Origin of the sequence: Aeromicrobium sp. YIM 150415 (assembly GCF_016918125.1) — a bacterium.
GTDB lineage: Bacteria > Actinomycetota > Actinomycetes > Propionibacteriales > Nocardioidaceae > Aeromicrobium > Aeromicrobium piscarium.
In genome coordinates, this window is record NZ_JAERWM010000007.1 from 59,801 (window position 1) to 83,564 (window position 23,764).

The window sequence follows — 23,764 nt, forward strand, 5'->3', positions numbered from 1 at the left end:
CCCAACGGGTTCTGGCTAGGAGAGCTTCTCCAGGATGAGCTCACGGACGCGGCCCGCGTCGGCCTGGCCGCGCATCTGCTTCATGACCGCCCCAATCAGGGCACCGGCCGCCTGCACCTTGCCGCCGCGGATCTTGTCCGCCACATCCGGATTGTCGGCGATGGCCTGGTCGACGGCCTCGCTCAGCGCTCCGTCATCGGACACGACCTCCAGACCTCGGCCGGCCACGACCTCCTCGGGAGTCCCCTCCCCCGCCAGCACCCCGTCGAAGACCGACCGAGCCAGCTTGTCGTTGATGCGGCCCGCGTCGATGAGCCCCTGGATCTCGGCGACCTGCTGGGGAGAGATGCCCAGGTCGGCGATCTCGGTACCGGTCTCGTTCGAGCGACGGGCGAGCTCGCCGAGCCACCACTTCTTGGCCGCCGCGGGGCTCGTGCCGGCCTCGATCGTGGACGCGACGAGGTCGAGCGCACCCGCACCCACCGTGTCGCGCATATCCAGATCGGAGAAGCCCCATTCGGTCTGGAGGCGCTTGCGCCGCTCGGCCGGCGGCTCCGGCAGGGTCTGACGCAGCTCCTCGACCCACTCGCGCGACGGCGCGACCGGCGCGAGATCGGGCTCCGGGAAGTACCGGTAGTCCTCGGCATCGGACTTCTCGCGGCCGGCAGAGGTGCTGCCGTCGGCCTCGTGGAAGTGCCGCGTCTCCTGCACGACCTTCTCCCCGGCGTCGAGGATGCCCGCGTGACGACCGACCTCGTACCGCACAGCGCGCTCGACGGAACGGAACGAGTTGACGTTCTTGGTCTCGCTGCGGGTTCCCAGCACATCCGAGCCCGTCGGCTTGAGCGACAGGTTGACATCGGCGCGCAGCGAGCCCTGATCCATGCGGGCATCCGACACGTCGAGAGCCACCATCAGGTCGCGCAGGTAGTTGACATATGCGCGCGCCACGGCGGGTGCCTTGTCGCCGGGGACCTCGATAGTCTTGGTGACGATCTCGATCAGCGGGATGCCCGCGCGGTTGTAGTCCAGCAGCGAGTGCGAGGCACCGTGGATGCGACCGGTAGCGCCACCGACGTGCAGCGACTTGCCGGTGTCCTCCTCCATGTGCGCCCGCTCGATCTCGATCCGATAGACCTCGCCCTCGACCTCCAAGTCGACATAGCCGTCGAAGGCGATCGGCTCGTCGTACTGCGAGGTCTGGAAGTTCTTCGGCATGTCCGGATAGAAGTAGTTCTTCCGCGCGAAGCGGCACCACTCGGCGATCTCGCAGTTCAGCGCGAGGCCGATGCGGATGGCCGACTCGACCCCCTTGGCGTTGACGACCGGCAGTGCACCGGGCAGACCGAGGCACACCGGGCACACCTGCGTGTTGGGCTCGGCACCGAAGGTCGTCGCGCAGCCACAGAACATCTTGGTCGCGGTGTTGAGCTCGACATGGACCTCGAGGCCCATGACGGGCTCGTATCGCGTGAGGGCATCCTCGAAGGCAACCATCGTGGTCATCGGACCTCCTCCAGCTTCGGGGTGTCGACGAGGCGCTCCAGCGCGGCCGCGGCGTTGTACAGACGGTCATCGGCCATGGCCGGCGCCAGGAACTGCACACCGACCGGAAGACCCGAGTCGTCTGCCAGCCCGACGGGCAGGCTCAGGCCGGGCACACCGGCGAGGTTGGCGGGGATCGTCGCGATGTCCTCGAGGTACATCGAGAGCGGGTCATCGGACTTCTCACCGAGCTTCCAGGCCGTGGTGGGCGTGGTCGGCGAGACCAGGACGTCGACCTGCTCGAAGGCGGACTCGAAATCGCGGGCGATGAGCGTGCGCACCTTCTGCGCCGAGCCGTAGTAGGCGTCGTAGTAGCCGCTGGACAGCGCGTAGGTGCCCAGGATGATGCGGCGCTTGACCTCATCGCCGAAACCGGCATCGCGGCTCGCCGCCATGACCTGCTCGGCACTCGCGCCCTGATGCGGGACGGTGCGCAGGCCGTAACGCATCGCGTCGAAGCGGGCGAGGTTGCTGCTGACCTCGCTGGGCATCACGAGGTAGTACGCGGCGATGCCATGCGCGAAGCTGGGGCAGCTCACCTCGACGATCTCGGCACCCGCCTGGGACAGCTGCTCGACGGCGCGATCGAAGGCGGCCTGGACACCAGGCTGGAAGCCCTCGCCGCCCAGTTCGCGGATCACGCCGACACGAAGCCCCGCCACGTCGCCACGACGTGCTGCCTCGACGACGGGCGGGACGGGACGCTCGATGCTGGTGGAGTCCATCGGGTCGTGACCCGCGACGACCTCGTGCAACAGCGCCGCATCGAGCACGGTGCGGGCCATCGGGCCGACCTGATCGAGGCTGCTCGCCATCGCGATGACGCCGTAGCGCGACACCCCGCCGTAGGTCGGCTTGACGCCGACGATGCCGGTCATGGCGCCCGGCTGACGGATCGAGCCGCCGGTGTCGGTGCCGAGGGCGAGTGGGGCCTCATAGCCGGCGACCGCGGCGGCCGAACCGCCGCTGGAGCCGCCGGGGATGCGCGAGGTGTCCCACGGGTTGCGGGCCGGCCCGTAGGCGGAGTGCTCATTGGACGAGCCCATCGCGAACTCGTCGAGATTGGTCTTGCCGAGGATCGGCAGACCGGCGGCGCGCAGACGCGCCACGACGGTGGCGTCGTACGGAGGGATCCAGCCCTCGAGCATCTTCGACCCGGCTGTCGTGGGCTGGCCGGTGGTGTTGATGAGGTCCTTGACGGCGATCGGGACGCCCGCGAGGGCCGGGAGCTCGGCACCGTCCGCACGGCGCGCGTCGACCTCGGCGGCCGTGGCGAGCGCGCCCTCGGCGTCGACGTGCAGGAACGCGTTCAGCCGGTCGTCGACGGCTGCGATCCGATCCAGGTGGGCCTGAGTGACCTCGACGGAGGTCGCCTCGCCGCCGGCGAGCGCGTCGGCGATGGCCGCCGCCGAGGCAGTGGTGAGATCGGTGGTCATTCTTCTCCCAGGATCTGCGGGACGCTGAAGCGCTGCTCATCGGCATCGGGGGCGCCGGACAGGGCCTGCTCGGGGGTGAGCCCGGCGCGCACCTCGTCGGCGCGCAGCACATTGGTCACGGGGATGGGGTGGCTCATCGCGGGGACGTCGTCGCCGGCCACCTGCTGAACGACCTTGACGTGCTCGAGGATCGCGGGCAGTTCAGCGCCCAGACGGTCGAGTTCGTCATCGGACAGGTCGATGCGAGCCAGGCTCGCGAGGTGGGCGACGTCGTCACGAGAGATCGCAGAAGACGACATGCCCTCCATCCTAGAGGCAGCCCCTCCCGCACCAGTCGGTCAGTCGGTGGGGGCCTCGGGCTCGGGGCCGAGGGCGTCGGGGCCTTCGGCCACGAGGAGGGCGAACTGCTCGGCGTCGATGATGCGCACGCCGAGCTCCTCGGCCTTGGCCAGCTTGGAGCCCGCACCCGGTCCGGCTGCCACGAAGTCGGTCTTCTTGCTGACGCTCGAGGCCGCCTTGCCGCCCGCCGCGATGATCGCCTCCTTGGCGCCGTCACGGCTGAAGCCCTCCAGCGACCCGGTGGCGACCACGGTGACGCCGTCGAGCACTCCCCCGCCCTCGGCCCCGGCTCCGGGACCGGGATGCCCCGGGATCGCGAACTGGACGCCGGCGGTCTTCCAGCGTTCGACGATCTCGCGGTGCCAGTCGACCTCGAACCAATCGATCACCGCATCGGCGATGATGCCGCCCACGCCGTCGACCGCGGCCAGGTCCTCACGCGTGGCCTCGCGGATCGCCTCGATCGAACCGAAGTGCTGCGCCAGCGCCCGGGCCGCGACAGGCCCCACATGGCGAATGCTCAAGGCGACGAGCTGGCGCCAGAAGTCCTTGGCCTTGGCCTTCTCGAGCTCATCGAGCAGCTTCTCGGCCTGCGCCGAGGGCAGCACCTTGCGGTAGTCCTTGCGCACCCCGGCCTTGCGGCGCTCGGCGGCCGAGCTCTCCTCATGGCCCGGCGGATAGGTCAGCTCGACCCGCTGGAACGGCGCTCGGCGTACCGGCTGACCGGTGCGGTCGTCGACCCGAGGCTCGCCGGTCTCGGCATCGCGGACGACCACCTCGATGGGGACCAGCTGGTCCATCGTCAGCTCGAACAACGCCGCCTCGGTGACCAGCGGCGGCTCGGCGGGCACCGACGGCTGGGTGAGCGCCGCGGCGGTCACCTCCCCGAGCGCCTCGATATCGAGCGCACCACGGGATCCGACATGCTCCACCCTGCCGCGCACCTGTGCGGGGCAGGAGCGCGCGTTGGGGCACCGCAGGTCGATATCACCCTCCTTCATCGGCCGCAGCGCGGTGCCGCACTCGGGACAGTCGGCGGGCATCTCGAAGGCGTACTCACTGCCGTCGCGGCGTTCGACGACCGGACCGAGCACCTCGGGGATCACATCGCCGGCCTTGCGCAGCACGACCATGTCGCCGATCAGCACGCCCTTGGACTTGACGACCTCCTGATTGTGCAAGGTCGCCTGACGCACGACGCTGCCCGCGACGCGCACCGGCTCCATCACCGCGAAGGGCGTCGCCCGGCCGGTGCGGCCGACCGAGACGACGATGTCGAGCAGCCTGGTCTGCACCTCCTCCGGCGGGTACTTGTAGGCGATCGCCCACCGCGGGGCGCGACTCGTCTCACCCAGCTCGGGATGCAGAGCCAGCTCGTCGACCTTGACCACGAGACCGTCGATCTCGTGCTCGATCGAGTGCCGGTTCTCGCCCAGCTCCTCGACTCGGGCCAGGACGTCGTCGATCGAGGTGTACACCCGCGAGTGCGGGCTGGTGGGCAGACCCCATGCGGCGAGCAGATCGTAGACCTCGCTCTGCGCGGCGACCGGCGGCGTCTCCCACGCGCCGATGCCGTGCACGTACAGCGAGAGCGCGGCGATCCTCTCCACCCCGGCCTCGTGCTCCAGACCGGTCTTCTTGTCGAGCTGCTGACGCAGGCCACCGCTGGCGGCGTTGCGGGGGTTGGCGAAGGCCGGGAATCGACGCGCCGCGCTCGTGCGGACCCGCTCCTCGTCGAAGGGCTTGCGGCTGGCGGCGGGACGGGCCTCCCAGCGCTCGCGCGACTCGACGTAGGCACGTTCGCGGAGTTCGGCCTGCAACGCATTGAGCCGCTCGAATGCCGCGACCTTAATGAAGACCTCGCCGCGTACCTCCACGATGGGCGGGTGCCCCTCGCCGTCGAGATACTCGGGGATGCCCGCGACGCGCAGGGCGTTGATCGTGACGTCCTCGCCGATACGGCCGTCGCCGCGCGTCGCCGCGGACGTGAGCGCCCCGTTCTCGTAGCGCAGCGAGATGGCCAGACCGTCGATCTTGACCTCGGTCAGCCAGGCCACCGCACGGCCGGCGGCCTGTTGGGTCTTGACGCACCAGTCGCGCAGTTCATCTGTGGTGAAGACATTGTCGAGGCTGAGCATGCGCTCCGCGTGCTCGACCGGGGCGAGCGCGGAGTCGGTCGGGGCGCCCACCCGCTGCGTGGGCGAGTCCTGACCTTGCAACTCCGGGTGCATGCGCTCGATCTCCTCGAGGCGGCGCATCCAGCCGTCGAAGGTGGCGTCGTCGACGAGGGACGTGTCGCGGCTGTAGTACGCGTCGCGCGCCTCATCGATACGTTCGGCGAGGGTACGAGCTTCGTCGCGGGCTTCGTCCAGGCTGAGGTCGGGAAGGTCCGCTGCGTCGGAGGCCATGGCACGACAGTAGCGCCGCGCACCGACGGTCACCGGAGCAGATATCCACTACACCGCGTTCCCCCGCCTGTGGCGGTACACCAGCAACCTCATCGTGCCGCCATGAGGTTGACCAGCTACCGCCGTCGATGACGAAGGGGTGATGGCCTACCGCCCCACTGCAGGTCAGGAGAGGCTGGTGGCGATCGTCTGGACGCGCTCGAGGGAGCGGCGGGCCTCACCCGGGGCCTGGCCGGCGAGGCCGCACGACGGCGTCACCACCATGCGATCGGTATAGGAGGCGGGCTCGTAGCCGAGGCGACGCATGAAGTCCTCGACGGCCCTAGGATCGAGCCCTCCGGGCCACAGATCCACCCCCGACTCGAAGGCCTCGGCCCACGCATCGTCCGCGCCCGCGAGCGCGAGATCGAAGGCGATGGCCCCGACGCCGGTTCCGGCGAGCAGTGCCACGGGGAGGTCGTCCGCACAGCAGTGGACCACCGGCCGGGCGCCCGCATCCTCGATGACCTCGACCAGGAGACGCAGCAGCGCATCGGCCTCCGGCGGGTGGACCGTGCGGTATCTGCCGAATCCGCTCGTGGTCGGCACCGCGCCTCGCAGGACCGAGGTGATTCCGGGCTCGTCGATCTGCACGACCAGATCATGGCGGGGGAATCGGCGCCGCAGCCCGGCCAGATGCTCACCGACGCCGGCAGCGAGCGCCCCGGCCAGGTCGCGCCGGGCTCCGTGGTCGGCCAGCACGCGCTCGCCGCGCGGCAGCGCGACCGTCGCGGCCAAGGTGAGCGGGCCGGTGATCTGCTGTTTGAGCGTGCCCTCGTGCCCCTGCAGCTCCTCTTCCAGGAGATCGAGGTCATGGTTCAGCAGTGATGCGGCGCGGCGATGATCGACTCCGCCGCCGGACGCGAGCCGCCACCCGGCGGGCTGCAGGTCGACCGCCAGTTCCGTGACGAGTCCGAGCGTCCGGCCGATCATCCCGGCCTGAGCCCCCCGATCGGGGAGCTCAGGAACGAACACGAGGTCGTCGAGCACACCGGTGACCATCTTGATGGCCTCGCGATAGTCCTCTCCCGGCATCGATCCGACTCCCGTGGCACGCATGCGCCCATTGTCCCCGACAGCGGACTGGCTACGCTCGGCGCGTGACGATCCGGACCGCCGTACCGGCCGACCTCGACCGCCTCGCCGCCCTGGCGGCACGAACCTTCCCCCTGGCCTGCCCCCCGCATCTGCCGGCCGAAGACATCGACGCCTTCATCGCCGCGCACCTCACCGCCGACCGCTTCGGGGACCATCTCGCCGATCCGGCCCGCACGGTCTTCGTCGCCGACGAGACCGGTGAACTGGCGGGATACGTCATGGTCGTGTCCGGGGATCCCTACGATGCCGCTATCGCCGCCCTCGTCCGTCACCGGCCGACGGTCGAGCTCAGCAAGTGCTATGCCGCACCGGAGTTCCACGGATCGGGAGTCTCGGCGCAGCTGATCGAGCACACGGTGTCCTGGGCTCGCGAGCACGGCGCCGCCAGCATCTGGCTGGGCGTCAACGGCCTCAACCTCCGCGCACAGCGCTTCTACGCCAGGCAGGGATTCGAGACGATCGGAACGCGACGCTTCGCGGTCGGCGCACGCATCGAGGACGACCTCGTCCTGGAACGGCCGCTGTCCTGACGCGGTCAGATGAACGCGAGAATGACCACGAACAGCGCGAAGAACAGGATGAAGACCGCCGCCACCATGAGCAGCAGAGCGAAGATCACCGGGTGGGCGCGCCACCAGTGGATGAGCCGCGGGTCTCGTCGCCGCAGAGCCGCCGCGGTGAGGGGCTGACTGGCCCGCTCCACGGCGACTCCATTCCGCCAGAGGTCGGCGGCGAGCTCCTCGAGCTGGTCGACGGTGAACATCTGACTCACCAGAAGGAGCGCAGGACCTTTCTGCCCCGCGACGATCAGGTGGAGAGCCGGTCGCATCACGCCCAGGCTGAACTGCTCGGCAAGCACAGCCAGGCTCAGCTCGTCCGCGCGGTAGACACGGTCGGCGCCGACGAGCCTGCCAATCCGATAGCTGCCGTCGCCGAAGCACACGCCGCTACGTCTCACGAAACGGAAGGCGAGCCATCGGGTGGCGAGGACCGCCGAGACGTAGAGGAGTCCGACGGACGCCAGGACCAGGGCGATCGAACCGCCGGGCAACAACAGGCCCGAGGGAATCAAAGGCAGGACGAACAACGGCCCCAGACAGAGGATGTAGACGGTGTTCAGGCGGACGATGCGACGAGCTTCCTCGGGCGGTACCCGCAGCTCGGTCACGCCGAGACCTCGGTCGTCGAACGATGGGTCCGGGCGATCGTGCCCGACCCGACCACCCGGGTGCCGTCGTAGATCACGCAGGCCTGACCGGGAGCGATGCCCTCGGCCGCGTCGAGTAGCGCGACCTCGATCGACGAGCCGTCGGCACCGACCCGTACCCGGGCACGATGCTCTGAACCGTGGGCGCGCAGCTGCACCGTGCACTCCAGCTCCTCCTCTGGCGCGGTCCCGCACCACAACGGCTTGAGGCATTCGAGTCCGTCGACGAGCAGATGCTCACGCGGACCGACCGTGACCGTGCCGCTCACCGGCTCGATGTCGAGCACGAACCGCGGCTTGCCGTCGTCCGCCGGCATCCCGAGGCGGAGGCCGCGACGCTGGCCGATCGTGAACTGATAGGCGCCCTCGTGCTCACGCAGCACCGCACCGGACTCGTCGACGATCGCGCCGGGCTTGGGGCCGAGCTTCTCGCTCAGCCAGCCGGCGTTGTCGCCATCGGCGATGAAGCAGATGTCGTGGCTGTCGGGCTTGTGCGCGACCTGAAGGCCGCGCCGCTCGGCCTCGGCGCGCACGACATCCTTGGTGTCACCGCCGAGCGGGAAGATCGAGTGCCGCAGCTGCTCCTGGGTCAGCACACCCAGCACATAGGACTGGTCCTTGCCCTGGTCGACGGCGCGATGCATCTCGATGGTGCCGTCGGCAGCGGTATGCAGCTGCGCGTAGTGTCCGGTGGCGACCGCATCGAAGCCGAGGGCCATCGCCCGGTCGAGCACGGCGGCGAACTTGATCTTCTCGTTGCAGCGCAGGCAAGGGTTGGGGGTGCGACCCGCGGTGTACTCGGCGATGAAGTCCTCGACGACCTCGTCGGCGAACTCGTCGCTCATGTCCCAGGTGTAGAAGGGGATGCCGATGACATCGGCGGCGCGGCGCGCATCCCCGGCGTCCTCGATCGAGCAGCAGCCGCGGGCTCCGGAGCGGTAGGAGCGCGGATTGCGGCTCAGCGCGAGATGGACGCCCGTAACGTCATGTCCGGCCTCGACGGCACGCGCGGCGGCGACTGCCGAGTCGACGCCGCCGGACATCGCGGCGATGACCCTCATCGAGCACCGCCTCTGACCAGTCGTGCGGCACGCGCTCGTTCGTGCGCCGCCGGCAGCACCTCGAGCAGTCGATCGACATCGGCATCGGTGCTGGTGTGACCGAGGCTGAACCGCAGGGAGCCACGGGCGGCGGCCTCGTCGAAGCCCATCGCGAGCAGGACGTGGCTCGGCTGCGGCACCCCCGCGGCGCACGCGGAGCCGGTCGAGACCTCGACCCCCTGGGCGTCGAGCAGCATGAGGAGCGCGTCTCCCTCGCATCCGGGGAAGGTGACGTGGACGATAGTGGGCAGGCGGTGATCATCGCCTGCGAGCGGATCGCCGTTGACCACGGCATCGGGAACGAGTCGGGTGATGCCCTCGACGAGCCGCGCGCGCAGCCGCTCGATGCGCGCGGCCTGCTCGGCCTGGTGCTCGACGGTGAGATCGAGCGCGGTGGCGAAGGCGGCGATGAGGGCGACGCCGATCGTGCCGGAGCGCACATCGCGCTCCTGTCCCCCGCCGTGCAGCAGCGGCGTCGGCGTCAGCTCGCGCTTCATCAGCAGGGCGCCGACGCCGACCGGACCGCCCAGCTTGTGCGCGGTCACCGTCATCGCGTCCAGTCCGCTCGCCCCGAAGTCGAGCGGCACGTAGCCGGCGGCCTGCACCGCATCGGAGTGCACGGGGATGTCGTACTGGGCGGCGAGCTCGACGACCTCGCCGATCGGCTGGATCGTGCCCATCTCGTTGTTGGCCCACATCGTGGTGACGGCCGTGATGTCGCTCGGGTCGGCCTCGATCGCCGCCCGCAGCTCGTCCAACCGCACGCGTCCCTCGCGATCCACCGGGGTGACCTCGATGCGCGCTCCCTCGTGGGCCGCGAGCCACGTGACCGGGTCGAGGAGCGCGTGATGCTCGATCGAGCTGAACAGCACCCGTCGGCGGGCCTCAGTGCGTCGGGCCCAGTAGAGGCCCTTGATCGCGAGATTGTTGGCCTCGGTTCCGCCGGAGGTGAACACGACCTCCGAGGGTCGTCCGCCGAGCCGCTCGGCGATGCGTTCCCGAGACTCCTCCACGACACGGCGGGCCTCCCGCCCCGAGGCATGCAGGGACGACGCATTGCCCACGCGAGCGAGCTCGCGCGTCATGACCTCGAGGGCCTCGGGGTACATGGGCGTCGTCGCGGCGTGGTCGAAGTAGGCGCGAGGGGTGACAGCGGACATGGCCGTTCCAGGGTACTCGCCCCGGCGACGCCGCCTCCGCCGACATCGTGCGACGGGCTAGGACTTGCGACCGATCTCGACGTGCATCGCCGTACAACTCGTCCGGTGGTCGACTGAGGCCAGGTGCCGTTCGGCCAGCCGGGCGATCCGGTCACACACCTCACGGTGGCCGAGCCGCTCGGCGAGTGCGGGGCGGTCATCGGGGTCGGCGGATCGCAGCTCATCGGACTCCACCGAGGTCCGGACCATGACGGCCGGCCGTCCGCCCTCGTGCTCCGTCGATAATGCGATACCCAGCCGGTCCTCAGGTGACGGCAGGTCCTCGGCGACAGGGCCCAGCTCGAAGGCGAGCGCGACCGCTCGCGGGTCGACCGGTCCGTCCACGCCCTCGAGCCTGGACACGACCTGTCCCTCGGGGAGCTCGATGCGCTCGCTCGTCAGATGGTCGGCCACGTAGTCGGGCAGTACCGACGTCGCGAGCCTCTCCCCTTCCTCCGCGCTCTGAGCGTTCCCGCGCAACTGGATCACGGGGTCGTCCCCGCGAGCCCACACAGCGATCGACGACCACGCTCCGCCGGCGACCGTCTCCAGCACCTGCTCCACCTCGTCGGGCCGGTACGTTCCGGCGATGGTCACACTGGCGAAGGGGGCGCCGTACGCCATCGGCGGCACCTCCTCGCCGTGCTGATCGGCGAGGGCGGCGAGCTCGCTCAGCAGACCGTGCAGCTGCTCGGGGTCGGTCTCCTCCGCGAGGTCGACCACGGCGACGCGGTCCGGGACATTGGCAGCCCGTTCCCAGCCGTCCACCTGCGCGCCATGGTCGACGACGATCGCCGAGTCGTCCAGCAGATCGACGATCGCCTGCTCGTAGTCATCGGGATAGGTGTCCTCGGTCGGCACGCCGAACAACGCGCACCCGCCGAGTCCGATCGTCATCGCGGCGGCCGCGAGGGGCAGAAACCGATGAGCCGAGGTCACCCGATCAACCATAGGCTCGATCCGGCAACCTCGGGCACCGCCAGGAAGACCAGGATCGCGAGCCCCGCACCGCACACGCACAGGAACGAGAGGGCGACGGCACCGAAGCTGGCCCGCAGCCCGCTGATCGACCGCCAGAGGAGGACGAGCGCGAGCAGTGGCAGCAGCACCCAGATGGTCGACCAGGCGGACGAGAAGACATCGGCGGGCCAGGACAGGTCGATGGCCCGCGCCAGCTCGGCGAGCCCGGCCACGTACCAGCCGAGGAGCAGGATCGAGCCGCCCCGCAGACCGGCCCGGGCCGCCATCCACACCCCCGAACGGGTCGACGGACCCACGAGCGTCTCGGGCCGCTCCGCACCGATCTCGGGTCCCGCCAGCCGCGCGAAGAAGTCACGGCGTCGCACCAGCAGGCACAGCAGGGCGATCGTCACGGCGGCCATCCACCACACGGGTCCGGCAGAGGCCATCGACGCGGGCCGGTACTCGGCAGGAGCGAGATCGCCCACCAGGCCGGCCGCGGTGGTGATCGCGACGACCGCGAAAGCGCTCATGACCAGACCTGAGGTGAAGGTCGTCAGCCGGCTCCATGAGGTCACACCGGAACCACGGGCATGCTCCGGCGGGTGGGCAGCCGGTGACTGGGGCCGCGACGACGCGGAGCGTGCGGCGGGGACGCCGATCGTCGCCTGCGGGGCCGGCGTCACCGCCTCGGTGGAGGGCACGGGCTCCGCGGCCAGTGCACCGAGCATCTCCGGTACACCCGAGAACCGCTGATGGGGGTCGACCGCCATCGCCCGCATCACGACCAGCGCCAACCCGTCCGGGAGGCCGGGGACGACGCGCCGCGGGTCCGGCCGCGGCTGGTGGCGGTGGGCCATCAACTGCGCGGCCATCGTGCCCTCGAAGGGCGGCCGCCCGGTGAGGCACTCGTACAGCAGGCAGCCGACCGAGTAGACGTCGCTGCGCTCGTCGACCCGGCCCTCGGCCTGTTCGGGCGCCATGTAGTGCGGGGTGCCCGCGATCGTGGCCGTGGCGTCGGAGGCAGCCCGCGCGATGCCGAAGTCGACGATCTTGACCCCGCCGCGCTCGGTCACCAGGACATTGGCGGGTTTGATGTCCAGGTGCAGGATCCCGGCCGCATGGCACGCCGCGAGGCCTTGCAGCACGCCGCGGACGACCAGCACCGACCGCGTGCTCGGGCCGTAGGCGGCGAGGATGTCGCGCAGCGACGTGCCCTCGGCGAGCTCCATCACGAGGTGCGGCGTGATCTCGCCGTCGCCATCGGGAAGATGGACCAGGTCGTGGACGGTGACCACATTGGGGTGCGAGACCCGCGCCAAGGTCTCGACCTCCCGGGTGATGCGGCGCATGGCCCGCGGGTCGTCGGCCAGGAAGTGCGAGAAGCGTTTGATCGCCACCTCACGGCCGAGCTGGCGATCGCGGGCGCGGAACACCACGCCGTGGTTGCCCGCGCCGATCCGCGAGATCAGCTCGAAGCGACCGGCGGCCGGCGCGACGGGAGTGGTGGTGCGCAAGGGGCGGGCCTCGGACATCCCATCGCCTCCCCTCGTCGCCTGCGCGGTCCCGGGCACGACGGTCAGTCGCGCCCTCCCATTGTCACGCACCGCGCTAACGGCTCGTGACATCGGCGAGGTTCACCGTGCCGGTGGCATCGATCGTGACCTCGACGGGCACCCCTGCCACGGCGAGGACCGCTCCGCTGCGCAGCGGCATCCACCGCTCGCATTCGACCGGCTCGCCGTCGAGGGTCGTGCCATTGGTACTGCCGAGATCGGCGACCTCCCACCGGCCGGCCCGCAGACGGATCGCCGCGTGGCGTCCGGAGACTTCTGGCTCGGTGAACGGCACGACGCTGCGTCCGACTCGCCCGAGCACGGCGGTGCCCTCCCTCGGGACCTCGACGAGACGGCCGCCGTACCGCAGCCGCAGGGCGGGGACAACGTTCACGGTGAGAGCATCGTCGTCCTCGATCGCTGAGAACAGGGCCGTAGCAGCCGGATCGAGTTCGGGCCCCGAGGGCACCGGCCGCAGCGGGATCGGATCGGCCGTCGCCGGCTCCGGATCCTCGGTGACGACGTCCCAGCCGAGCGGTTTGCGGCGATCGGCCCGAGGTATCTCGACCGAGCCGGTCTCGACCGGCTCGAAGGCCCCCGCCCGCGCGATGGCGCGCGCCGGTGGGATCCATCCCGACCGTAGCCCGGGATCGATCTCGACGTTCACCGTGACGTCGGCGGGCACGCCCCATCCGGACCGGCGTGCGTGGGTGGCGTACAGCTTGGCGCCGTCCGCGCCGAGCCGCTCCACGTCGCCATCGGGGTCGAGCCTCTCGAGATCCTCCGGGGCGATCCGCACGGTGAGTTCGGCGAAGGCGAGTCGCTCACCGCTGGGCATGATGAGGTGCTGACCGGTCAGCGCACGCACGAATCTGCGCCGGAGCACGCCGGACGAGCCGGTCGGATAGGCGACGAGCTTCGCCGCCACCTCTGTGGCCGCCGCACGCTTGGTGTCGGTCTTGAACACGCTCTGCGCCGCCCTCAGCCCCAGGGCGATGACTCCGGCGAACGCCGCCAGGATCAGCAGATTCGTGGTGAGGGAGGCGATGGTCGAGCTCATGACGGCATCATTGACGCTGAGACCCGCCCACGTCGAACCGCGGCGGAACACGTTCCACGAGAGGAGAGACCGGTGCTGCACGTCGAGTGGTCGACCGCCGATGGACACTCCGGTGCGACCGACCTCGATGCCGGTAACAAGCTCGTGCTGGCGCGCCGGATGGAGCTGCCCGAGCAGCAGCCGATGGTCGTCGAGGAGATCGCGGGCTCCCTCTACGTTCTCGTCCGGCTGCCCTATGTCAGCGATCCCGCGCTCGTGCTGACCTCCACCGAGGGCGAACCGGTGCTCTACCGGAGGCAGCGCGCGAACGGAGCGATCGTCGAGGTGACCACGCCGAGCGGAGTGGCCATCACCCCCGAGCCGGGGCAACGGATCACGCTCACCGCCAGCGGCACGCGGGTGAGCTTCCGCGTGCCGGAGTTGGAGCTCGCGATCGCGACGCGATTCCGGGCGTCCTCATCACCCGAGTCCGGCTCCGGCACCGTCCAGCTGGGGCTGAGCACCTTGGAGCACGATGACTCGTGGCTGGTCGCCGCCCTCGCCGTGGCACTGTCCCCCGAGCACGGCGTGGTGCCGCACGGCGAGCTGAAGTCGGCCTTCGCGGCCTGGCGCGGCATCGCCGAGCCGAGTGTGGGTTCCTTCGACCGCAATGTCCTCCGGCCGGCCGTCGAGGCGCGCGGTGCCGAGCTGCCGGGCACGCGTCTGAACAAGATCGCCTATCTCGTCGAGCGCTGCCGGCGCACCTCGGAGTTCCCGCCGCATGTGCTCGACGAGGTGCGACGACGTCTGAGCTCCCTCCCGTCGCCCGGACGGTGAACCCTCACCCTCCCGATGGCGGTACCTGAGCAACCTTTCACCCCCGGTGGCGGTAGCTGGTCAACGTTACCGAGGGGCGATGGGGTTGATGAGGTACCGCTGCCCGAGACGAAAGGTTGATGGCCTACCGCTGCTTCCGGGCTAGGCGAGATCGAGGTGCTGGTCCGGGCTGAGCTCGGCGATGAGCTCCTCGGTCGGCGCCTCCATCGGCTCGGTTCCCAGCGCCCGACGCAGCGCCGTCACCGCGGCTGCCACACCGGCGGCCCCGTCGCGGGCATGCCGTTGGCGGATCACATCGCGCCACAGGCCCTGATGTGTCGGGGCGATGCGCAGTCCGATCTCGGCTGCGGCGACGGCACCGTCGGGATCGCCATCGTCGCCGAGGAGCTCGACCAGCCGCTCAGCCGAGTCGACGATGAGCGCCGTCATCTCGTGCACCGTGCCCTCGCGATGCGCCCAGGCATAGGTGCCGGGGCCCGCGTGGCGCAGCGGCATACCCCGCACGATGTGGAGTGCCCGCTTCAGACCGCCGATCTCATCGCGCATGGTGGAGGCGCGACGCGTGTCGCGCACCAGCGTGCGGAAGGCGTCCCAGTCCAGCACGACCTCCGGCGCCAGCGACAGACGGCCTTCGGCGTCCTCCCCCAACATGGGCGCACCCTGTGCATCCGTGCCCAGCCAGCGCCGCGCTCGCTCGATATTGGCATCGCGAACATCGGCAGAGACGCCACGTGGCCACACCGCACCCGCCAGCACCGTCGGGTGAACACCCCCCGGGTGAAGCGCGAGATAGGAGAGGATCTCGGCGAGCAGCTCACTGCGTCCGTCGGTCGGACCCTCCGCCCCGGCCACCTCGACCGCACCCAGCACCATGACGCGCTGCTGGGCCGCGGCCCAGGCAGCAGCATCCACGCGGCGCGCGGGCTCCGAGACGGGCAGCCGGTCATCATCGCCGCCCGGGCCACCATCGGTCTCCCGCGCGGCTGCCACGAGCTCCAGCACTCCGGTCACCTCGCGCTCGGAGAGGCGGTGCGCGCTCACCGTGATGCCCAGCTGCGGCGCGCTCAGCGTGCCGTTCTCGTCGATGCTCAGGCGCCAGCGAGCCGCCGGATGATCGCCGACGGTCACCATGGACACCGCGCGACGCTCTCCGCCGGTCAGCCGCCCCATCGTGGCGGCAACATCCTCCGAGAGCGGGTACGACGACGCGATGAGATACGAGGAGCCGAGCGGACGACGGGAGGTGCGGCCCACGAGCGGCTCGCCCTCGGAGCCGACCACGTGCGCGACCTCGTCGACCACCGCCGCGAGATCGTCGGTGAGGGTCACACGCTCGTCGTCGAGGGACTGCAGACCATCCGGGAGACCCGCTCCGACGACCACCATCGACCCTGACCAGGGCGACGTGGCGGCCTGGACCGCGATCGCATTGGTGACCTGCGCCGCGAGGGCATCGTCGCCTCCGACCGACACGATGCCGCCCGCCGCCTCGAGATCGATGAGGATGTCACGGCCCAGATCGTCCAGTCCGAGCGAGACGAGCGCCGGATAGGGACTGGTGCCGGATTCGAGCTCCCGGCGATCCTCAGCGACGTACCGCCACCGCTCACCCCCGTCGTGGGCCTCCCAGCCGGGCAGCGCCTCGGGCGTGGCCGGAGCGAGATGCAGGTCGACGTGCTCGTCGTCGACGGTAGCGGAGTAGACGGGCGGCAGCGCGCTCCCTTGGCCCTCCGCGACCCGGGCGAGCTGTGCCAGGGCGGCCTCGAGCAGCTCCGCGCGCGCCTGGCTCGCGGCGACCCGCAGCAGCGCCTCGGTGTCGAGCGCATCATCGTCCGGACGGCGGCCGATGCCCGAGCGCCGGGCCACCGCCACGACACCGAGCACCCCGGCGGCGAGCAGGCCGGCACCGGTCCACCAGGCGGTCGAGGTCTCGGCGGTGTCGGCGACGGTCGCGGACCCCTGATCCGTCCCTCGTGCATCTCCGGTCGGCGGTGCCGTGCTCGGCGCGGACGGAGCGGCCACGCGCTCCAGTCCCGACGCGTCCTCGGGCATGATGAAATCCCACCCCGGCTGGATCAGCCGCGCGAGCTCCAGGCGACCGCCGTCGGGCTGGAGCCGGTCCTTGTTGAGCTCGTAGATCTCCTTGTAGCGGAAGCCGTCTCCGAGGTGTCGCTCCGCGATATCCCAGAGATTGTCGTGATAGCCGTTGACGGGGGCCTGGACGGTGTAGACCTTCTTGCCGACCATGCTGTCGTCGGTCGAGACCGACGGCACCTCCGGCACGTCCTCGACGAGGTCGAGCTGCTGCTCGGCCATCACACTTGCGGCGACGGTGGGTTGAGCGCCGGCATCGGCCGCGGTGGCCGCTTGGGCCGGCCCCGCGACGAGGCCCGTCACCAGGAGCCCGCCGACGAGGATCCGGGCCAGATGCTGCAACGGTCCGGCACCGGGAACGCGGGAGGCGAGCCCCCCACGCCGGGCCGCGACGATCTCCATGACGACGCATACGAGGAACAGCAGCCAGACCAGCCAGACCACCGCGACGAGCACCGCGATGAGGTCTTCGACGCCGAGCTGCCGGGCGAAATCTCCCAGCGACGGCACACTCGTGGGGATCGGCGGCGGCGCGCCCAGCGCGAGCAGGACCACCGGCAACCCGATGACGAGCGCGAACAGGCCGACCGCCGAGAAGGCCTTCTCGCGCGGGGACGGCTCATGCACCGGTCGATCGTCGACGAGCCGCTCGAATCGCGACGCGTCGGGGGCATTGTCGTGTGTCGTGTTGTCGTCCATCGGGTAACCCATCAGTTCATGGCGGCGACGGCGGTCGCTCCGGCGCTCACCGGGTAGGAGTCGATGTTGATGATCGAGAGGATGATCGTGTCGGTCGAGTCTCGCACGTCGACGGAGACCTCCGTGCCGTCGACGGAGACGCTGTACTGGCCGGCGCTGTAGCCACGACCCGCGAGGAAGCCGGCGGCCGCCTGGCGGGCCTGCACCGGGTCGATCGCGACGACACCGGAGGATCTCAGGCGACCCACGTCGACGGCATTGGCGCCCGCTCGGGCCGCCTGCTCGGCATCGTCGGCCACGCGCATCCGCGTATTGATGCCGACGCCGCCATCGATCGCCAGGCCGGCGCACAACAGCAGGACGACGGACATGCCCACCACGAAGACCGAGGCGGCGCCGCGTTCGTTCCTCATCCGGTCCTCCTGTACTGGTCGATCGGCGCGCTGGACTGGCCGGTGAAGCGGCGTTCACCCGAGAGCCCGATCATGCCGAGCCCGGTGTTGCTGACCAGACACGAGATGGTGATGTCGACCTGTCCCCCGGCGACGAAGCTGCCGCCGAAGCGCTCGAGCTGGCAGCGCGAGAGGTTGCCGTCCGCGCGCTCGGCGGCGGCGACGGCGGCGGTGCGCGCCGCGTAGGCGTCACGCTCGAACGAGGCCGCGCGAGCGGCGTCGCGAGCGGCGGACTCGATATCGGCCTTGACCGAGACATAGCGTCCACCGGCGACCACGAGCAGCATGAGCATGACGAGGATCGGGATGGCCAGCACCACCTCGACCGACATCGAACCCCCCTCGCGCCGTCTCATGGGTTGTCCTGCTCGAACTGCTCGATCCGGCCCTCAGACGTTTCCGAGACCCGCGGGGCGATCTCATAGGGCAGCAGCTGATTGGCGCGACCGCTGACGGTCGCCCGCATGCTGGTGCCGTCGACGACCTCGACCGTCACCTCGATATCGCGCAGGGTGCCTCCGCCGAGATCGGCGGCGAACTCGTTGCCGCGCCGTACGCCTTGCTCGGTGTCGCCGGTCACACGCGCCACCCGGGCGGCCTCGCGGGCCGCCGAGGAGGCCGCGGACTGGGCGAGGTACACGAGCGAGAACTGCACGGCCAGCACGATCACGAGCATGAGCAGCGGCATGTAGAGGACCAGCTCGATCGCGCTGACCCCCCGTTCGTCCTCCCGACGCCGCTGCCCGATCACGAGATCAGGAGCCCTCGATCTCGCCGCCGACTCGCTCTGCGCGATTGGTGATCGCATTACGCAGAGTGAAACCGATCAAAGCCACGATCCCCACGATGATCGCGGTGATGATGACCCATTCGACCGCTGAGGCGCCACGCTCCTTGGCGCGCGCCCTTTCGTAGTGCAGTCCGACCAGGCTGACGAGGAACTGCAGGATGATCCGGTGCTGCATCATGGTCTCTCCTTGAGGGGGTTACAGCCCGACGATGCCCGCGAGCGCGGGATACATCAGGAAGACGAGGAAGCCCGCGCACAGCAACAGTTGAGCGACGAGCATGGACTGGGACTTGGCCGATGCCTGGCTCTCGGCATCGGCGAGTTCGCGCTGCCGCATCGAGGCGGCCCGGGCGGTGAGCGACTCGCGCACCTTGGCACCGTCCTCGGCAACGAGGGCCAGCGCCGCGGCGAGGTCGCGGAGCTCCTCGACACCGAGCTCGTCGCCCAGGTCCCCGAGCGCGGCCCACGGGGTCATGCCCTGCAACCGGGCACGTCCCATGGTGTCACGGATGAGCACCATCGCCCAGCTGTCGCTGAGCTCCGATGCGCCCTTCAGTGCCTCGGGCACACCGCGGCCTCCTGCGAGGCTCATCGAGACGAGGTCGAGGAAGGAGCTGAGCACATGCCGGAAGTCCTGGCGCCGCTCCTTGGCCGTCGACGAGAGCTGGAACTGGTTGACCACGACGCCGAGCACGAAGCCGAAGAGCGCACCCCACAGCGGGATGGAGAGGTCCATGCCGCCGAGGAGGATCACCGGCGACAGCGCGACCGCCGGGGCGAAGATCCCGGCGACACCCGCCAGGACCGTCATACCGAGGTGGGTCTCCAGGGTGCGACCGGTGACCGCGAGATCGGCGCGCATCCCCTTGGGCAGTTCATAGCCGCGGGTGGCCATCCAGGCGTTGATCCGCACACCGATACGCCGGGCGCGCTCGGACTGGCGGTCGGCGAGCTTCTCGGCGACCGCGTCGCGGCGCGACCGACTGCGATCGGCGTCCAGACGCGCCAGCTGGACGGCCGCCGAGGTCGAGAACGCCGGCCGACGGCCGACCAGCAGCAGTACGCCGAGACCGATGAGCGCGCCGCACAGCAGGATGAGGGTCATCGGCCGGCTCCTGCCTTGCCGAGCAGGAAGCGGTCTGGCAGCTGGAAGTCCGAGAGCCGGCGCATCCACGCGAAGCCGATGGCGAAGAGCCCGACCACCACCGCCAGCACCATCTGGCCGATCGGCGAGGAGTACGGCTCGACATAGGTGCGGTTGAAGACCGCGAGGCCGAGCACGAAGGCGACTGAGACACCCACCACGATCTGCACGCTGCGGCGTGTGGAGGCGCGACCCGAGGTGATGCGACGACGCATCTCCAGTTCCTCGCGAGCCGACGCCGCGAGCGACGTCAGCACCTCGCGCAGGCCCGGGCCACGCAGTCGCGAGTTGAGCATCAGCGCCGCGACGATGATGTCGGCGCTGGGATCGTCGAGGTCGTCGGCGAACTCCTGCAGGGCTACGGGCAGCGGCGTGCGGACCCGCAACCGGTCCGAGAGCGTCCGCAGCTGCGGGGCGATCGACGGCGCGGCGGCATAGGCGGTGGCGGGGATCGCCTGTTCCAGGCCCACCGCACCCGCGATCGTGTCGCGCAACGACTCGGTCCAACCGGCGAGTCCCTCCAACCGGGCGATCGCCCGTCGCTCAGCCCTCAAGCCGCCGAACAGCAGCGGCGCGAAGAAGGCGAGCAGACCGACCGCGACGGCCATTACCGGCCAACGGGTCAGCACCAAAGCGAGCAGACCCGCGCCGATCGCGATCGGTCCACGGGTGCCGAGGGCCTTGAGCCGCGGACCGAGCGAGGACGGCGCCTTGACCACACGGTCCTCGTCGCGCTCCTGCAGGCCCCACCAGACGAGCAATCCACCGAGGCCGATCACCGCGCCGAGCGCGACGATGGCCAGCAGCTGCACCGGGAACCAGCTCACAGCGCCTGCTCCTCGTAATACGCGGGCCGGTAGCCGTGCAGCTCCAGCTCGTCGACGCAGCTGACGGCGGCGGCGGGCACGGCGAGACCCTCGGGCCCCTCGGCGAACACCTCGCTCGACAGCACCCGGCCATCGACACCGTTCACCTCACGCACCGAGGTGATCAGGCGTCGCAGCCCTCCGCCGGTCGCATACTCATTGCGGCGTTCGACGAAGATCACGAAGTCGATGGCACCCGCGATCAACATCATCGTGGCATCGGCCGGAAGGCGCTCGGCCGACTGGATCGCATAGGTGCAGATGCGGTTGAAGACCTCGAGCGAGGAGTTGGCGTGGATCGTCGAGAGCGAGCCGTCGTTGCCTTGGCTCATCGCATTGAGCATCGTCACGATCTCATCGCCCAGCACCTCGCCGACGATGACGCGGCTGGGGTTCATGCGCAGCGAACGGCGGACGAGCTCGGCCATGCCGATCGCGCCGAGACCCTCGGAATTGGGCAGCCGCTCCTCGAAGGCCACCACATTGGGGTGGAGGTCGGCGAACTCGCCGAGTCCGAGCTCCAGGGCGCGCTCGACCGTGATGAGGCGCTCCTGTGCCGGGATCTCGTTGGCGAGGGCCCGCAGCAGGGTCGTCTTACCGGCATTGGTGGCGCCGGCGATCATGATGTTCTTGCGCGCCGCCACGGCGGAGGAGAGGAAGGACGCCAGGTGCGGGGTCATGGTGCCGTTGTCGACGAGCATGTCCAGGCTGGCCCGACCGATGCGCGCCCGGCGGATCGAGAGCGCCGGCCGCTGGGTGACGCCCATGACGGCCGATAGGCGGCTGCCGTCGGGGAGCCGCAGGTCGAGCTGCGGATTGGCGGTGTCGAAGGGGCGGCTCGTCAGGCCCGAGTAGGCACCGAGCACCTGTACCAGCTCGACCAGCTCGTCATCGCTGTCCGCCACCGGGGGCATCCGGCGCTCGTCTCCGTTGGCGTAGCCGACGAAGACATTGTCGTAGCCGTTGATGTCGATGTTCTCGACCTCGGGGTCGTCGAGCAGCGGCTGCAGACGTCCTACGCCGTACAGCGCGGCGTGGATGCCGTCGGCCAGCTCCGCCTCGTCGGCCGATGACATCGGGGAATGCCCGGCGGCGATCTCGGCGCGTGCGTGCGCCTCGAGGACTCGCGAGATGAGGGCGCGCGCGAACTGGCGTTCGTCCTCGCTCGTCATGGGCGGGAGACCGGAGGCGGCGTCCTCGCGACGCTGCTTGGACAGTGCGTCGGCGACCTCCTCGCGAAGGCGGCGGAGAAGCTGCTGATCCATCACGCCCCCTGCAACTGCTGGGGCCGGTCGCCGGTCAGCTCGAGCAGACGACCGGCGACGGCCCGCACCGATCGGAAGTACTCGGTGCGTGCCAGCCGCCGCGACAGGCCCTGCGCGATCATGGCGACGGACTTGGGCTCGTCGGAGACCGTTCCGAGCACGGTGGCTCGTACCCCCTCGGAGTCGAGCAGACGGGCGACGTCCTCCTCACCGTGCCGGTCGCGCGCGTCGCCCACCAGCACCACGCCGGTCGGCGCTCGCGGCCCCTCGTCGATTCCCGCCGAACGCTGCATCCGGACGAGGCGCTCGCGCACGTGGGCGATGCCCGGCACGTCGGCGCGGGCGACGAAGACGGTGGCGGCCGAATTAGCCAGGACACTGGCCACCGGCGAGCCGGCGGTGAACCGGCCGCCATCGGCGATCACCGTGCCCTCGAAGCGTTGCAGGGGCGTGTGCAGATGGGGCCAGGCCGGCCCGAGGCTCTGCGCCTGCGCCGGGCCGGTCGCTCCGAGCAGCACGTCGACGCCCATCGAGGTGGGCACGAGGTGTTCGCCCAGATCGAGATCGGTGCCTCGGCGCAGCGCTGCGCCGAGGGAGACCAGGCCGATCGAGTCGTCGAGTGCTCGGCCTTCGGGCGTGCGGGCGAGCAAGGCGACATCGCCGCCCACGGGATCGAGGTCGGCCACGATCGCGGGGCCCTCCCACGCCTGCGCCAGGGACAACGCCAGCGTCGTCACACCGGGCGACCCCTTCGCCGACACCAGCGTCACAACGCTCATGTCGCCACCGCCTGGAAAAGACACGAACCAGGCCGATGGCGGCATGAGAAGACCCTCATCGTTCGCTCGCTGCGCTCGCTCATTCGTCATCACCACCGAAGGTGGTCAGGCGGTCGGCGTCCTCCTCGGGGCTGAGTCCGCGCTCGATCAGCGAGAGACCGAGGACATCGTTGCCGGCGGCATCGACGACCGCGTCCGCGGCTCCTCCCGGAACGAGCAGGCTGGCCGTGGCTCCCGCCTCGCCGCCTCCCGCCAGGCCGCCGCCTCCACCGTCATCGGACGAGGTCTGCAGCACGATCGCCGTGGCCAGCGGCCGCACAGGGCTCTGCCCGTCGCCGAGCCGCGCGACGCGGACCAGATCACCCGATCGCAGACCAGCCGGCACCCGCCCCGGCGAGAGCGTGACACCCACCTGAGCCACATCGCCGGTGAATGGCGAGGACTGGACCAGCATCGTCGTATCGAGCAGCTGCCCCTCCGACAGAGCCGTCTTGGCGTACGTGCCGATGATCTCGTCGACCTGACCGGCGGGCACCAGGAGACTCGAATCGCTGGCCACATTGGTCTGCGCGAGCATGTCATTGGTGATCTGCGTCCCCGCGGGAACATCCGTGCTCAGCACCACGACCGGATCTCGGGAGTCCATCCGCAAGGCGAGCAGGCCGGCGAGGGCCGCGCCGCCCACGATGAGCAGCACGCCGATGACGGCGATGGCCGGTCGTCGCCGCTTGGGCGGGGCAGGGCGGCCATCGCCCTTGGCCTGGGCGCGCGACCCGATGCCGCGCTGGGCCCGTTCGCGCTGGCGATCGTCGACAGACGTCCCCGTGGACCGGGTGTCAGTAGCCACGCAGGTGCTCCCCCTCAGACATGAACGTGCGCTGGTCGCGAAGCGCAACCGCAATCGCGAGTGTA

Annotated in this window: 23 protein-coding genes; 2 read left to right on the top strand and 21 right to left on the bottom strand. The window is 70.3% G+C overall.

All coding sequences use genetic code 11. The features are described from left to right. Positions 1-15 precede the first annotated feature (15 nt). The 5 genes from gatB to JL108_RS05320 all read right to left on the bottom strand — a co-directional run bounded on the left by gatB (position 16) and on the right by JL108_RS05320 (position 6,826). On the bottom strand, positions 16-1,506 hold the full coding sequence (gatB, locus tag JL108_RS05300) for an Asp-tRNA(Asn)/Glu-tRNA(Gln) amidotransferase subunit GatB (protein WP_205197405.1): 1,491 nt from the start codon (positions 1,504-1,506) through the stop codon (positions 16-18). Further along, positions 1,503-2,981: an Asp-tRNA(Asn)/Glu-tRNA(Gln) amidotransferase subunit GatA gene (gene gatA / locus JL108_RS05305; RefSeq protein ID WP_205197406.1), complete on the bottom strand. Its 1,479-nt coding sequence runs from the start codon at positions 2,979-2,981 to the stop codon at positions 1,503-1,505. The genes gatB and gatA overlap by 4 nt, the downstream gene beginning before the upstream one ends. Then, positions 2,978-3,280 carry an Asp-tRNA(Asn)/Glu-tRNA(Gln) amidotransferase subunit GatC gene (gene gatC / locus JL108_RS05310; protein WP_205197407.1) on the bottom strand — a complete coding sequence of 101 codons (303 nt, stop codon included), beginning with the start codon at positions 3,278-3,280 and terminating at the stop codon, positions 2,978-2,980. The genes gatA and gatC overlap by 4 nt, the downstream gene beginning before the upstream one ends. A gap of 39 nt (positions 3,281-3,319) precedes the next feature. Then, complete coding sequence (gene ligA, locus JL108_RS05315; protein WP_205197408.1) at positions 3,320-5,728, bottom strand: NAD-dependent DNA ligase LigA; 2,409 nt, start codon at positions 5,726-5,728, stop codon at positions 3,320-3,322. 165 nt (positions 5,729-5,893) lie between these two features. Next, positions 5,894-6,826 (bottom strand): methionine synthase, encoded by a 933-nt coding sequence (locus tag JL108_RS05320; protein WP_205197409.1) that lies wholly within the window; start codon positions 6,824-6,826, stop codon positions 5,894-5,896. Positions 6,827-6,867: 41 nt separating this feature from the next. On the opposite strand from JL108_RS05320, the gene JL108_RS05325 reads away from it, so the two are divergent. Continuing rightward, complete coding sequence (locus JL108_RS05325) at positions 6,868-7,395, top strand: GNAT family N-acetyltransferase (RefSeq protein ID WP_205197410.1); 528 nt, start codon at positions 6,868-6,870, stop codon at positions 7,393-7,395. A gap of 5 nt (positions 7,396-7,400) precedes the next feature. Here the strand turns inward: JL108_RS05325 and JL108_RS05330 are convergent, their stop codons facing one another. The 6 genes from JL108_RS05330 to JL108_RS05355 form a co-directional block, all read right to left on the bottom strand. Beyond that, positions 7,401-8,033 (bottom strand): hypothetical protein, encoded by a 633-nt coding sequence (locus tag JL108_RS05330; protein ID WP_143911640.1) that lies wholly within the window; start codon positions 8,031-8,033, stop codon positions 7,401-7,403. Continuing rightward, positions 8,030-9,133 (bottom strand): tRNA 2-thiouridine(34) synthase MnmA, encoded by a 1,104-nt coding sequence (gene mnmA, locus JL108_RS05335; protein ID WP_205197411.1) that lies wholly within the window; start codon positions 9,131-9,133, stop codon positions 8,030-8,032. Before mnmA ends, JL108_RS05330 begins: the two co-directional genes overlap by 4 nt. Then, complete coding sequence (locus JL108_RS05340) at positions 9,130-10,332, bottom strand: cysteine desulfurase family protein (RefSeq protein ID WP_143911642.1); 1,203 nt, start codon at positions 10,330-10,332, stop codon at positions 9,130-9,132. Before JL108_RS05340 ends, mnmA begins: the two co-directional genes overlap by 4 nt. Before the next feature lie 57 nt (positions 10,333-10,389). Then, complete coding sequence (locus JL108_RS05345; RefSeq protein ID WP_205197412.1) at positions 10,390-11,310, bottom strand: hypothetical protein; 921 nt, start codon at positions 11,308-11,310, stop codon at positions 10,390-10,392. Beyond that, entirely contained in the window at positions 11,307-12,866 is a 1,560-nt protein-coding gene (locus JL108_RS05350; RefSeq protein WP_205197413.1) for a serine/threonine-protein kinase, read from the bottom strand. Before JL108_RS05350 ends, JL108_RS05345 begins: the two co-directional genes overlap by 4 nt. Before the next feature lie 76 nt (positions 12,867-12,942). Next, a complete protein-coding gene (locus tag JL108_RS05355) occupies positions 12,943-13,947 on the bottom strand; it encodes an FhaA domain-containing protein (protein WP_205197414.1) in 1,005 nt (334 codons plus the stop codon). 72 nt (positions 13,948-14,019) lie between these two features. On the opposite strand from JL108_RS05355, the gene JL108_RS05360 reads away from it, so the two are divergent. Then, complete coding sequence (locus tag JL108_RS05360; RefSeq protein ID WP_143911646.1) at positions 14,020-14,763, top strand: hypothetical protein; 744 nt, start codon at positions 14,020-14,022, stop codon at positions 14,761-14,763. A 141-nt stretch (positions 14,764-14,904) separates the two neighbouring features. Here JL108_RS05360 and JL108_RS05365 read toward each other — a convergent pair whose 3' ends face one another. The 10 genes from JL108_RS05365 to JL108_RS19775 form a co-directional block, all read right to left on the bottom strand. Beyond that, complete coding sequence (locus tag JL108_RS05365) at positions 14,905-17,568, bottom strand: hypothetical protein (RefSeq protein WP_205197415.1); 2,664 nt, start codon at positions 17,566-17,568, stop codon at positions 14,905-14,907. Continuing rightward, positions 17,568-17,969: a TadE/TadG family type IV pilus assembly protein gene (locus JL108_RS05370; protein WP_205197416.1), complete on the bottom strand. Its 402-nt coding sequence runs from the start codon at positions 17,967-17,969 to the stop codon at positions 17,568-17,570. Before JL108_RS05370 ends, JL108_RS05365 begins: the two co-directional genes overlap by 1 nt. Continuing rightward, positions 17,966-18,340, bottom strand: coding sequence for a TadE/TadG family type IV pilus assembly protein (locus JL108_RS05375; protein WP_240190686.1), 375 nt, complete (start codon positions 18,338-18,340; stop codon positions 17,966-17,968). The genes JL108_RS05370 and JL108_RS05375 overlap by 4 nt, the downstream gene beginning before the upstream one ends. 20 nt (positions 18,341-18,360) lie before the next feature. Further along, the gene (locus JL108_RS05380) at positions 18,361-18,759 is read right to left on the bottom strand and encodes a TadE/TadG family type IV pilus assembly protein (protein ID WP_307837198.1); all 399 of its coding nucleotides are present in this window, start codon (positions 18,757-18,759) and stop codon (positions 18,361-18,363) included. A 4-nt stretch (positions 18,760-18,763) separates the two neighbouring features. Further along, entirely contained in the window at positions 18,764-18,976 is a 213-nt protein-coding gene (locus JL108_RS05385) for a Flp family type IVb pilin (RefSeq protein WP_205197419.1), read from the bottom strand. Positions 18,977-18,994: 18 nt separating this feature from the next. Further along, the gene (locus JL108_RS05390; RefSeq protein WP_205197420.1) at positions 18,995-19,903 is read right to left on the bottom strand and encodes a type II secretion system F family protein; all 909 of its coding nucleotides are present in this window, start codon (positions 19,901-19,903) and stop codon (positions 18,995-18,997) included. Next, a complete protein-coding gene (locus tag JL108_RS05395; RefSeq protein WP_205197421.1) occupies positions 19,900-20,769 on the bottom strand; it encodes a type II secretion system F family protein in 870 nt (289 codons plus the stop codon). Before JL108_RS05395 ends, JL108_RS05390 begins: the two co-directional genes overlap by 4 nt. Further along, entirely contained in the window at positions 20,766-22,073 is a 1,308-nt protein-coding gene (locus JL108_RS05400) for a CpaF family protein (protein WP_205197422.1), read from the bottom strand. Before JL108_RS05400 ends, JL108_RS05395 begins: the two co-directional genes overlap by 4 nt. Then, positions 22,073-22,852: a hypothetical protein gene (locus JL108_RS05405; RefSeq protein ID WP_205197423.1), complete on the bottom strand. Its 780-nt coding sequence runs from the start codon at positions 22,850-22,852 to the stop codon at positions 22,073-22,075. Before JL108_RS05405 ends, JL108_RS05400 begins: the two co-directional genes overlap by 1 nt. 79 nt (positions 22,853-22,931) lie before the next feature. Further along, positions 22,932-23,699, bottom strand: a complete 768-nt coding sequence (locus tag JL108_RS19775) for an SAF domain-containing protein (RefSeq protein WP_205197424.1) — start codon at positions 23,697-23,699, stop codon at positions 22,932-22,934. Between the last annotated feature and the right edge of the window lie 65 nt (positions 23,700-23,764).